This window comes from Pedobacter sp. D749 (assembly GCF_019317285.1).
Taxonomy (GTDB): domain Bacteria; phylum Bacteroidota; class Bacteroidia; order Sphingobacteriales; family Sphingobacteriaceae; genus Pedobacter.
The window spans coordinates 1,738,981-1,751,495 of sequence record NZ_CP079218.1 but is presented as its reverse complement, the minus strand read 5'-3'; the positions used below and the strand labels follow the sequence as shown (position 1 = coordinate 1,751,495).

Below are 12,515 nucleotides of genomic sequence, written 5' to 3'. Positions count from 1 at the left end.
TTGTATTTCAAATTAATTTAATGTTATACGCAGTTGTAGATATCGAAACCACTGGTGGTCATGCCTCAGCAAATGGCATTACCGAGGTTGCTATTAACATTCATGATGGCAACAAAATCGTTGAATCTTACACTACCCTCATTAATCCTAAACAGCCTGTACCCGATTACATTACCGCACTTACCGGTATTGATGATGGCATGTTGATGGATGCACCAGCTTTTGATGACGTTGCTTTACAAATCTATGAACTCTTAAGCGATAAGGTTTTTGTAGCACACAATGTAAACTTCGATTATTCCTTTTTGAAGCATCATCTGGCAGCCTCAGGATATGATTTACAATGCAAAAAACTTTGTACGGTACGCTTAAGCAGAAAACTAATTCCTGGTAAATCATCTTATAGTTTAGGGAAACTTTGTACCGCCTTGCAGATACCGATTCAGAACCGGCACAGGGCAGCAGGAGATGCAGACGCTACCAGTATCCTATTCAATTTATTACTGGAGTATGATCAGGAAGGCATTATAGCAGAAATGCTGAAGAAAACTTCAAAAGAGCAGGTTTTACCGCCGCACTTAGATAAAGCTTCTATTTTGAGGTTGCCCAGCCAGCCTGGCGTATATTATTTTAAGGACAGCAAAGGCAAAATTATTTATGTTGGAAAAGCTAAAGACCTTAAGAAACGTGTAACCAGTCATTTTACCGGTAATACACCCAACCGCCAGCGCCAGGATTTTTTACGCACCATCCATCATGTAGACTATGTAACATGCGGCACCGAACTCATGGCTTTAATTTTAGAAGCCAATGAAATTAAGCGCTTATGGCCCGAAAATAACCGTGCAATGAAACGTTATGAGCATAAATATGATTTATATGTTTTCGAAGATCAAAACGGTTATTTACGTTTAGCAATAGATAAACATAAGAAGAACAATAATGCCCTGCAAAGTTTTAACAGTTTATTGGAAGGTTATAATTTCTTAAATCAACTGGTTAATAAATACCAGCTTTGTGCAAAGCTCTGTTATTTACAAAAAACAGCTACAAAATGTTATGCGCACGAAAATGGCCAGTGTTTTGGCGCCTGCAGTGGAATAGAAACTGTAGCCGTTTACAACAAAAAACTAAATGCTGCATTAATTGATGTTCAGAATCAGCAACCAAGTTTCGCATTGGTAGATGAAGGCCGAAAAGAGGAAGAATTTAGTTGCCTGGTAGTAGAAAACGGGAAATTTTATGGAATGGGTTATTTTACAGACAAAAATTACTTGTCGGATGGATTAGCTCCAATCAAAAATGATCTTTCTACCTATCAATCCAATAGTTATATTTTAAATTTAATTCTGAATTACGCAGAGCAACATCCACAGAAATTGTATAAATTGTAGTATTATCATACACCATGGATTCATCAACTTTCATAGCTCATTGCTTATCTTTTGACGAAGTTATTGAATCGCCACATAACGCACAACATTGCAGCAATACTTTAACCATAAGAAATAAGCTAACCATAATAGCCTAAATTGTCTCAAATACCCCTGTAATTTTTCGCCTTTAGCAAGGACAACTCTATTATTCCTTACCTATCTTTACTTACAACAAAATACAAAACGTTATGACAAAATCACTTTGGATAAACCTTCCGGTAAAAGACATTAACAAGTCTAAAGTATTCTTTACGCAACTTGGTTTCACGCTTAATCTACAGTATGGTGCCCGTGAAGATTCGGCCTGCTTTTTAGTAGGAGAAAGTAATTTAGCCATTATGCTTTTCGAAGAAGCTTTGTACGAGGGTTTTGCAGGAACCAGTATTGCCGATAAACGAAATGGCGGCGAAGTATTATTCTCCTTTGATGCAGAAAGTCCGGAAGAAGTAGATGACCTTGCTCAAAAAGTAGTAGCTGCCGGTGGTACACTTTATGGTGAGCCAGGCTACAAAGATGGCTGGATGTATGGCTGTGGTTTTATTGACCTGGATGGACAAAGATGGAGTATTCTTTATATGGACATGAGCAAAATGCCTTTGGGTTAGTTTTTTTTTAAAAAAGAAAATAAACTAAAGCTTAATACTGGTCGTAGCTTCTCGCTACGACCTAAAAACACCTATACTTCTTCTAAAGCAGATTTTATGGCTGTATAAATATAATCCAGATCTTCATCACTGATTACATATGGTGGAAGAATATAGATAATATTACCGAGTGGTCTTAATATAATCCCCTTATCTAAAAAGTACGCATACAACAAATTACGCAGATTACTTAAATAAGAAGTTTCATTTCCTGTTTCCCACTCAATAGCGATAATGGTGCCGGTTTGCCTAACCGCTTTAACTTTAGGATGCGATTTAATTTCCTGTAAAAACAAAGCATGTTTAGCCTCTATCCTTTTAATATTGGCCAGTGTTTCTGCCTGCAATAAAATATCTAAACTTGCTAAAGAAGCAACACAAGCAATTGGGTTCGCAGTAAAAGAATGCCCGTGGTATAATGTTTTTAATTTATCGTCACTTAAAAAGGCTTCAAAAATCTCGTCCGTACAAGTAGTTACGCCTAAAGGCATTGTTCCGCCGGTTAAACCTTTACTCAAACAAATAATATCAGGTTTATGGTCTAATTTCTCACAGGCGAAGTAAGTGCCTGTCCGGCCAAAGCCCGTCATTATCTCATCAGCAATAATCAAGATACCTGCTTTTTTACAGGCAGCAACCAATTCATCAAGGTATTTCGCCTCGTACATCAACATACCACCTGAACCTAAAATTAGTGGTTCGAAGATAAAACAAGCGGTATCTGTAAGATTTGAGATATGGGAGGTTAAATTTGAGATATTGCTCTCATCAGGCAGATCGATAAACTCTACATCGAATAATAAACTATTAAAAGCATCTGTAAAAATACTGCGGCCACTTACCGACATAGCGCCGAAGGTATCGCCATGATAGGCATTTTTAAAAGCTAAAATCTTCGTTTTTGGAGTGCCTTTATTGTCCCAGTACTGCAGGCACATTTTTAAGGCTACCTCTACTGCTGTCGATCCGTTATCCGTATAAAAAACTTTATCTTGTTTGCCAGGCAATATGGGTAAAAGCCTTTCTGCAAGTAGTACAGCGGGCTCATGTGTAAAACCTGCAAAAATTACATGTTCGAGTATAGTGAGCTGTTCGGCTACTTTTTGTGCGATGTGAGGATGCGAATGGCCATGAATATTCACCCACCAGGATGAAACCGCATCGATATACCGTTTTCCATTCTCATCAAAAACGTACACCCCTTCACCCCTCACAATCGGGATGTGTGGCAGCGCATTCTTCATTTGGGTATAAGGATGCCAGATTACCTTTTTATCGCGTTCTGTTAGATTAAGTTCGGAGAAAGAAGTGGAAACTTGAGAATTATCGGGCATCATATTATACTTTTACTGAATATTGATTTTTTAAAAGCTGAGCTACAGTTTTATCTGTTTTAAAGGTGATATCTTCAATGTTTAAATCTTCAATTTTCACCCACCTGAAAGCCTGAAGAATTTCGCCTGATCCATCGAAATCATAAATTGTATCCTTAAAGGCCAGCTGCAAGGGAGCATTTTCTTTAACGAGATAATACACGCTAATCACCTGGCTATCATTAAATGAAGATTTTTCAAAAAAATCTGTGGTATAAAAATGAGACAATACTTCAATTTCAGCATTACACTCTTCCATAAACTCACGTTTTAATCCATCAATTAAGCCTTCACCAAACTCTAAACCACCACCAGGAAACTTACTGAAACGAAAACCATATTCTTCTTCATCACTCACCAAAACCTCATTATGCTGGTTAACTAACAAACCATAAACCCTAACATTAAAGTAGCTCATTTTCGAAATGCTTTTTATTTTTGATTACTATTTCAGGCGTCCACACAATTTCTTTTTTAAAGGCCTCTGCCCTTACCGGACATTCGCTCATGTGGCAATAATTACAGCATTCAGGTAAACATGGATCTGCATGTATAAAAAGCTCTGCTTTACGAAAGCCATTTTTATTGATCAGTTCGTCAATCTGAGAGATTTCGCGGTGAACTTTATTTAAATCAAAATAGTAAGGCAACGTTACGTGGCAATCGATATGAAATTCAGGACCATATTGCTGAGTACGTAAATTATGTACATCAATCCAGGGATTATGTCTGTTCTTTTGCAACACTTCAACGACCTCTTCAACCAGTGTAAAATCGCTTTCATCCATTAAACCACCCACCGAACCACGCGTGAGTTTATAACCAGAATAAATAATGTAAAAGCCTACTAAACAAGAGAGTAAGCTATCCAGCCAAATAATATTTGTCAACTGAATTAAGATCAATCCAATCACAATCGCTCCACTGGTATACGTATCCGTCAATAAATGTTCGCCATCAGCCTGCAAAGTAACCGAATGCTCATTTTTACCTACGTTTACAAGGTACAAGCCAACAATCAGATTAATCAAGCCCGTAATGCCAATGATCAGCGTTCCGGTTAAAAGCTCACCTACTACATGAGGATAAATCAGGTTATACGACGATTTGAAAATAATAACCACTCCAGCTATCAAAATCAATATTCCTTCAACAAAAGCCGAGAAAAATTCAACTTTACCATGTCCGTAAGGATGATTTTCGTCGCGGGGTCGGGTACTCAGGTAGATGCTGTAAAAAGCAAAACTCCCGGCTATTACATTTACAATGCTTTCTGCTGCATCTGTTAAGATTGCATTTGATCCCGTAATAAAATACGCTGCAAACTTGGCCAGCATCAGTACCACACTCACCACCAGAGAAATTATTATCGCTTTCTTTTTTACCGACACAAGGATATTTTTTTCAAAAATACGCTTATCGAATAAATTAAATAAGAAAAACTATGTCTTTTTTAGTGCAGAATAATATTTGGTTTATATATTTGCGCTCAAAGTAATTAACCATGAGCACCTTATCCAAAAGAATCAACAACCTTTCCGAATCTGCAACCCTTAAAATGACTAAACTTGGTCGCGAATTAGCGTCTAAGGGCATTAACATCATTAGTTTAAGCGTTGGCGAACCCGATTTCAACACACCCGATCACGTCAAAAATGCTGCTAAACAGGCATTAGACGAAAATTATACACGTTATTCGCCGGTACCGGGCTATCCAGACCTGCGCCAGGCAATCGTAAACAAGTTAAAAACAGAAAACAACCTGGATTATGATATTTCGCAGATCGTTGTTTCAACAGGTGCAAAACAATCTTTATCAAATGTTATTCTGACTTTGATTGATCCGGAAGATGAAGTAATTATCCCGACACCTTACTGGGTTTCTTACTCAGAAATGGTAACGTTGGCAGAAGGAAAATCTGTTTTTATTGATACGGATATCGAAAGTAATTTCAAAATTACTCCTGCACAATTAGAAGCAGCCATTACGCCGAAATCGAAATTATTTATGTTTTCTTCGCCTTGTAACCCAACAGGATCAGTTTACAGCAAAGAAGAATTAGCAGCACTGGTTGCCGTGTTCGAAAAACATCCAAATATCTACATCTTATCTGATGAGATTTATGAGCACATCAACTTTGTTGATAAACATGAGTCTATTGCTCAATTCGACAGCATTAAAGACCGCGTAATCATTGTTAATGGTTTCTCTAAAGCTTTCGCCATGACAGGCTGGAGATTAGGTTACATTGCAGCCAATAAGGAAATTGCAGCCGCTAACGATAAATTGCAAGGACAAACAACTTCCGGAACATGTTCTATTGCACAAAGAGCCGGAATTGTTGCTTACGAGCAAGGTTTAGCAAGTGTTTTGGAAATGAAAGAAGCATTTTTGCGTCGTAGAGAATTGGTTTACAATTTGTTAAACGAAATCCCAGGGGTAAAAACAAATCTTCCGGATGGGGCATTTTACTTCTTCCCTGAAATCAGTTCTTTCTTTGGTAAAAAAGATGCAGATGGAAACGTAATTAAAGACTCATCAGATTTAGCTCTATATTTATTAAATGTTGGCCACGTAGCAACCGTTGGTGGCGATTCGTTTGGAAACAATAACTACATCCGTTTATCTTATGCAGCATCCGACGAAAGTTTAGTTGAAGCATTAAGAAGAATTAAAGAAGCTTTAGGTAAATTAGCCTAGTCTTTTGCAATTGGCTGTTTTCAGTTAAGAGTTATGTAAACAGAAACCCCTCGTTATTAAATTTAGCGAGGGGTTTTATTTTCTATAGTATGATCATCATCTTGAATGCATTCCCCATCTCCAGGCCGTCATCTCGACAGGAGCACAGCGTAGTAGAGAGATCTATAACAACAAATCCCTTTGTGTTTGGTTCCTCACTGACCACTAGAATAATATTTTTGATTTGAAAATGAAAGCCAGCATTTCATCGGAGGTTTCAGCCCTTCTTTCCGTTGCAAGTCCTCGCTGCGTGGACTGCCCCCAAAAAGTTGGACAAACTTATTAATTATTTAAGACTTGTGTCCGGTATTCAACCGGGCTCATTCCATTTAAGTTCAATCTTATCCTTTTATTGTTATAATAACTAATATACTCATCAACATCACCCTTCAGCTCCTCCACCGACAGGTATTTTTTGCGGTAGAACATCTCAGACTTTAGCGTACCAAAAAAGTTTTCCATTACAGCATTATCCAGGCAGTTGCCCTTTCTGGACATGCTCTGTGTAATTCCATTCTTGTGCAGGATAACCTGATAACTCTTCATCTTGTATTGCCAACCCTGGTCGGAATGCAGTATGAGTTTGGCATTACCTGGTTTTTTTTTCAATGCCCGGTCCAGCATATCGGTGACCTGCTCGAAGTCCGGCCTTAGGGATTGCGAATAACTTATAATCTCTCCATTGAACATATCAATTATGGTAGAGAGATACAGTTTCTTGCCAGTTACATTGAATTCTGTGACATCGGTTGCCCATTTTTCAAACGGCCTGTCAACATTAAACTCCCTATTGAGTATATTGGGGACTGTTTTGCCCTCTTCTGCTTTATACGACCTGTATCTCTTAAGCCTGACGGCACTTTTCAGGCCCATCTCTCCAGTAAGCCTCAATACTGTCTTATGGTTGATGGTGTGCCCTTCCTTTTTTAGCTGGAGCAGCATCCGCCTATAGCCATATCTGCCTTTATGCTGCTTGTAGAGCGCATTCAGGCGGTTCCTGACCACTCCATACTTGTCGTCTGTACCACTGCATTTTATACAGTAATAAAATGAACTCCGCGCCATACCGGCCACTCCTAAAAGCACTGATAGGTCAAACATATTCCTTAATCCGTGAATGATCAGCGCTTTTTGTTTTTCTTTGATTCTTCTTTCTGGATTAAGGCCCGTAACTTTTTTAAAAACGCGACCTCCGCACGTAAACGATTGTTTTCTTCCAGGACCTGTTCATGATCTGTCAGGAGGGAAGGTGCTTTTTTCGGAATCTTTGGATTCATGGGATGATGTTTTTTCCTTGTTGTTTCAGACAGCCCCTCGGCGCCAGCAGATTCGTATATCCTTAACCAATTTGATAGGACACTGTTACATCTGATGTTAAATTGAAGGCATGCCTCCCTCAAAGATACCTTATTGGAGATAAAGTAACGGATAACCTCAAGTTTGTTTTCCAATGAATAGACTGTCGACTGGGGGATTAGTCCGGCCTCTCCAAAACGTTTATAGAACTGTACCCACTGATAGACCATACGCCGTTCGATACCATTTTCCCTTGAGATTGAATCCAAAGGTTTCTCTCTACTTAAGACCTGACCGATGATAGCCAGTTTAAATTCCAGGCTATACTTAATTTTTCTGCTCATAAAATGCTCCTCTTAAAGTGTCCAACTTTTTGGGGGCAGTCCAACGCTGTGGGCTTTCCACTGCAATAAGGTTTATGAACAATGGGCATTGCAACTGAAAACTAAAAACTGTCAACTACTATAGTCCTCGTTTGTAACGAGGATTAATGAGAAAGGCGATTTTATCGCCAGAAATCTTCTTATTTAATTCAGACCTCATAAGAGTATTTCTTTATACTTTGAAAATGAAAGCAAGCATCCCATCGGAGAATCCAGTCCTTCTTTCCGTTATATTCCTCGCTATGCTGCGGGCTTCCACTTCAATAAGGTTTATTCACTACGGTAAGTGCAGATAACTGCAAATTGCGAACTAAAAATTGCCAACTGAATTAACTTCTAATCGCCTCCACAGGATCTAATCTTGATGCTGAATATGCAGGCCAAAAGCCAGAGATAGTGCCAATAATGATCGATATTCCAATACCTAAGGCAATATTATTCAAGCCCAATATAATATGGAAATCTGTGGCTGCACCAATCCCCAGCGAGAGTAGAAAGACCAGTAACAAACCCAGCAAACCACCTAAAATACATAACGAGATGGATTCGAATATGAATTGAAGCAGGATGAAATAATTTTTCGCACCCAATGATTTCTGGATACCGATAATATTAGTACGCTCCTTAACTGATACAAACATGATATTGGCGATACTAAAACCACCAACCAAAATCGAAAACCCACCAATAACCCAACCGGCAATATTTACCATTTTAAACATCGAATCTAACTGGTTGGAAATAATGGTCGTTTTATTTAACGCAAAATCTTCTTCCTGGCCAGGTTTAATTCTATGGATGGAGCGCATTAAGCCTTTCAATTCGCTTTCCACTTCTTCTAAACTCACATTATCCTTACCACGAACGGTAATTTGCGGACCATAACGTTCACTCTGGATATCTAAAATACCTTTTGCAAAAGCAATGGGAATATTTACATTTTTATCAAGAGAAGTACCCAACATATCTTCCCCTTCTTTTTTAAAAACGCCAACAACAGTCAATCTTCTTCCTAAAATCTGAACCTGTTTACCTACCGCCGCATCTCCATCAAAAAGTCCGTCGGCGATATCAGAACCTAAAATACAAACCGGAGATCCGTTTTTACTTTCATTTTCAGTAAAATACCGGCCATCCTGAAGCTCGAAATTCCAGGTTTTATTAAAATCGTGAGACGCCGCCCATACTGAAATCCCTTCAACCGAACTACTTCTATATTTGATGGTTCTATCGCTGGTCGATATTTCGAAGGTAACGCCTTGTGCATTTTCAATTCGTTCCCGCAGGGCTTCAAAATCGCGTAACGAAGGCTGAGGACGGTTCATATATTTCCACCAAGGGTAATTATCACCAAAACTCCAGGGCCATTTTTGAACATAAATCGTGTTAGAACCTAATTTATCTACACTGGCCTGCAATTTACCACGAAAAGTATCTACTGCAGAAAATACGGCAATAATGGTAAAAATGCCAATTGTTATAGCCAAAAGCGATAACATGGTGCGTAATTTATTCTGGCGCAATGCATCAAATGCAAAACGGAAACTCTCGCCTATTAGCCTAAAGATTATCATAATTAAAGGTTAGATGCAAAGCCTCTCAAAAGGTTACAGCTTATCTTCAAAACTAATTAATTTTACGTCTACAATGCATTAATCGCACTGTATTATTTGATTTAAAATGTTCAAAACATAATATACACAAATTGCGTTTGATAAAATACGAAAAAGAAAAATTAAATTCGTATTTTTGCACCTCAAAAAATTCATCAAGAATGAAATTATCACAATTCAAATTCAACTTACCTGAATCATTAGTTGCCAACAATCCGGCAGAACAACGCGATGAAGCTCGCCTGATGGTTTTACACAAAGACAGCGGTAAAATTGAACATAAAATTTTCAAAGACGTTTTAGGTTATTTCGATGACAAAGACGTAATGATATTAAACAACACCAAGGTTTTCCCAGCCCGTTTATATGGTAATAAAGAAAAAACCGGTGCAACCATCGAGGTTTTCTTACTACGTGAATTAAACAAGGAATTACGTTTATGGGATGTTTTAGTAGATCCGGCACGTAAAATCCGCGTAGGCAATAAATTATACTTTGGCGACGACGATTTATTGGTTGCCGAAGTTGTAGATAATACCACATCACGTGGTCGTACTATCCGTTTCTTATTTGAAGGAACTGACGAAGAATTCAGAAAAAACGTTGAAATTTTAGGTGAAACTCCTCTTCCTAAGTATATCAAACGTAAAGCTACCGCCGAGGATAAAGAACGTTATCAAACTATTTTCGCTAAACACGAGGGTGCAGTAGCAGCTCCAACTGCTGGTTTACACTTTAGTCGTGAGCTAATGAAACGCCTTGAGCTTAAAGGTGTAGAATTTGCAGAAGTAACTTTGCATGTTGGTTTAGGAACTTTCAGAACGGTTGAGGTTGAAGACCTGACCAAACATAAAATGGATTCAGAGCAGTTTATCATCGAACCAAAAGATGCGAACATTGTAAACAAAGCTTTAGAGGAGAAAAGAAAAATATGTGCGGTAGGAACAACTTCAATGCGTGCTATCGAATCGGCTGTTTCTGCTAACAGAACCTTAAAAGCAGCTAACGACTGGACCAGTAAGTTCATCTTCCCTCCTTACGACTTTAGTATTGCTAACTCAATGATTACCAATTTCCACACCCCGGAATCTACTTTATTGATGATGGTTAGTGCATTTGGCGGATATGAGAATGTGATGAATGCTTACGAAGTTGCAGTAAAAGAAAAATATAAATTTTACAGCTATGGCGATGCCATGCTAATTATATAGATTTGAGTATTGAGATATGAGATTTGAGTTAAATCAAGTCTCATATCTCAAATCTATCATCTCATATCTTCAAAAATGAAATACTACGCTATAATTGTAGCAGGCGGTTCTGGCAATCGGATGCAAACAGAAACCCCAAAACAATTTCTACTGCTCAAAAACCTTCCGGTTTTAATGCATACCATAAAAGCTTTTGCACAAAGCGATACTCAACCTAAAATTTTATTAGTTCTAAACAAAGATCAACAGGCTTACTGGTCCAGGTTATGCGAAGAATTTAACTTCCATATTCCGCACCAGGTTATTGACGGCGGAACAGAACGTTTTTACTCTGTAAAAAATGCAATCTCTGCTATTGAAGAGGAAAGTTATGTTGCCATTCACGATGCTGTGCGTCCACTCGTTTCCAAATCTCTTATAGATGCCTGTTTTAAAGCAGCAGAGCTACAGGGAAATGTTATTGCCGCAGTACAATCCAGCGATAGCGTACGCTTGCTTAGAAACGACAAAACAACGGCATTAAATCGTGATGAAATCTTTCTGGTTCAAACACCTCAAACTTTTAGTCATCATATTCTTAAAGAAGCCTACAACCAGGAGTTTAAAGCTCATTTCACCGACGATGCAAGTGTGGTAGAATCTATCGGGTATGAGATTAATATCATTGAAGGAGAAAGAGGAAATATTAAAATCACCTACCCAATTGATCTTGAGCTGGCAGAACTGTTATTGAAGAGTTAAAGTTTAAGTTCGAAAAAGCATACCCTTAAAGAGAAGTTCTGCTGTTATTTTAAACACTTGCCCTAACCACGGTGAATAATTTATTTTGTAAAAATCAATATAAATAATAGTGGATTTTAAGGAGATAAACAGCTCCAAAGTATCGTCATTTCGACCGTAGTGGAGAAATCTTTGAACTATGTTAAAGATTTCTCCATTTCGCTGCGCTTCAGTCGAAATGACGGCGATTTTTTAAATCTGTCATTAATAGCAGAACTTTAGCGGTCTACCAAAGGTAATTCATTTCAGGGTCTATTATATAAAAAATACGTGACCATGCAGTAGATACAATCCAATTGATAACAATATTTTTAACTTGTAGGAACTAGAATGATGATCGCAAAAAAAAGGAGTTCCAAAAATGAAACTCCTTTTTTTAATCCATCTATTTTCAAAGTGTTCCCTACTTCTGAACGAATGAATGTCGGTGCGATATATTTTTACGCCGCCCTGCCAATTACTTTTAATAAGATGGCAATTACTGCGATTACCAATAATACGTGGATGATACCACCAACATCGCCGAAGCCATGAAATACAAATCCGATCACCCATAGTATTACCAATACTACTGCGACTAAATACAATAAATTTCCCATAGTGTTAATTTTTTTAGTAAGTTACATTTTGCATTATTAACACACGGCTTTTAGATTTTGTTTAAAAAATGTAAATATTTTGCTTATCCAACTGATTTACACCATTAAAATAATAAACAAAAAAACCTTCCAGTTTTACTGAAAGGTTCTTTTATCTGTTTTAAAATCCTAGTATTCGTCCTCGTTAAAGAAGAAATCTTCTTTAGTTGGGTAGTCAGGCCAAATTTCCTCAATAGTTTCATAAGGCTCGCCATCATCTTCTAATGCCTGTAAGTTTTCAATTACTTCTACCGGGGCACCAGAGCGGATACCATAATCAATTAATTCGTCTTTAGTTGCAGGCCATGGTGCGTCTTCCAAGTGCGATGCTAATTCTAATGTCCAATACATATCGTCAATTCAATTAAATTCCTATTCTTATTATTGCGCAAAGTATATTA

General features: G+C 37.9%; 11 protein-coding genes and 1 pseudogene. 5 read left to right on the top strand and 7 right to left on the bottom strand.

Annotated elements, in window-relative coordinates; all coding sequences use genetic code 11:
- Positions 1 to 20 precede the first annotated feature (20 nt).
- Both KYH19_RS06965 and KYH19_RS06960 read left to right on the top strand, forming a co-directional pair.
- A complete protein-coding gene (locus KYH19_RS06965) occupies positions 21 to 1,394 on the top strand; it encodes an exonuclease domain-containing protein (RefSeq protein ID WP_219078108.1) in 1,374 nt (457 codons plus the stop codon).
- A gap of 230 nt (positions 1,395 to 1,624) precedes the next feature.
- Positions 1,625 to 2,041 carry a VOC family protein gene (locus KYH19_RS06960; protein WP_193424397.1) on the top strand — a complete coding sequence of 139 codons (417 nt, stop codon included), beginning with the start codon at positions 1,625 to 1,627 and terminating at the stop codon, positions 2,039 to 2,041.
- 71 nt (positions 2,042 to 2,112) lie between these two features.
- Here KYH19_RS06960 and bioA read toward each other — a convergent pair whose 3' ends face one another.
- From bioA to KYH19_RS06945, 3 genes are read right to left on the bottom strand one after another with little or no spacing between them, the layout of a single operon-like run.
- Positions 2,113 to 3,417: an adenosylmethionine--8-amino-7-oxononanoate transaminase gene (gene bioA / locus KYH19_RS06955; protein WP_255562577.1), complete on the bottom strand. Its 1,305-nt coding sequence runs from the start codon at positions 3,415 to 3,417 to the stop codon at positions 2,113 to 2,115.
- Between the two features lies 1 nt (position 3,418).
- Positions 3,419 to 3,871: an NUDIX domain-containing protein gene (locus KYH19_RS06950; RefSeq protein ID WP_219078107.1), complete on the bottom strand. Its 453-nt coding sequence runs from the start codon at positions 3,869 to 3,871 to the stop codon at positions 3,419 to 3,421.
- A complete protein-coding gene (locus tag KYH19_RS06945; RefSeq protein ID WP_219078106.1) occupies positions 3,858 to 4,844 on the bottom strand; it encodes a cation diffusion facilitator family transporter in 987 nt (328 codons plus the stop codon). Before KYH19_RS06945 ends, KYH19_RS06950 begins: the two co-directional genes overlap by 14 nt.
- Before the next feature lie 113 nt (positions 4,845 to 4,957).
- On the opposite strand from KYH19_RS06945, the gene KYH19_RS06940 reads away from it, so the two are divergent.
- A complete protein-coding gene (locus KYH19_RS06940; RefSeq protein ID WP_219078105.1) occupies positions 4,958 to 6,154 on the top strand; it encodes a pyridoxal phosphate-dependent aminotransferase in 1,197 nt (398 codons plus the stop codon).
- A 321-nt stretch (positions 6,155 to 6,475) separates the two neighbouring features.
- On the opposite strand, the pseudogene KYH19_RS06935 reads toward KYH19_RS06940, so the two are convergent.
- A pseudogene (locus KYH19_RS06935) lies at positions 6,476 to 7,833 on the bottom strand (IS3 family transposase).
- Positions 7,834 to 8,201: 368 nt separating this feature from the next.
- Positions 8,202 to 9,446, bottom strand: a complete 1,245-nt coding sequence (locus KYH19_RS06930) for an ABC transporter permease (protein WP_219078104.1) — start codon at positions 9,444 to 9,446, stop codon at positions 8,202 to 8,204.
- A 200-nt stretch (positions 9,447 to 9,646) separates the two neighbouring features.
- Between KYH19_RS06930 and queA the strand changes: the two genes are divergently transcribed.
- A complete protein-coding gene (queA, locus tag KYH19_RS06925; RefSeq protein WP_219078103.1) occupies positions 9,647 to 10,696 on the top strand; it encodes a tRNA preQ1(34) S-adenosylmethionine ribosyltransferase-isomerase QueA in 1,050 nt (349 codons plus the stop codon).
- 75 nt (positions 10,697 to 10,771) lie between these two features.
- The gene (locus tag KYH19_RS06920) at positions 10,772 to 11,437 is read left to right on the top strand and encodes a 2-C-methyl-D-erythritol 4-phosphate cytidylyltransferase (RefSeq protein WP_219078102.1); all 666 of its coding nucleotides are present in this window, start codon (positions 10,772 to 10,774) and stop codon (positions 11,435 to 11,437) included.
- Positions 11,438 to 11,916: 479 nt separating this feature from the next.
- Here the strand turns inward: KYH19_RS06920 and KYH19_RS06915 are convergent, their stop codons facing one another.
- The gene (locus KYH19_RS06915) at positions 11,917 to 12,075 is read right to left on the bottom strand and encodes a lmo0937 family membrane protein (RefSeq protein WP_109924584.1); all 159 of its coding nucleotides are present in this window, start codon (positions 12,073 to 12,075) and stop codon (positions 11,917 to 11,919) included.
- Positions 12,076 to 12,243: 168 nt separating this feature from the next.
- Entirely contained in the window at positions 12,244 to 12,465 is a 222-nt protein-coding gene (locus KYH19_RS06910) for a DUF2795 domain-containing protein (RefSeq protein WP_010603503.1), read from the bottom strand.
- Positions 12,466 to 12,515: the final 50 nt, after the last annotated feature.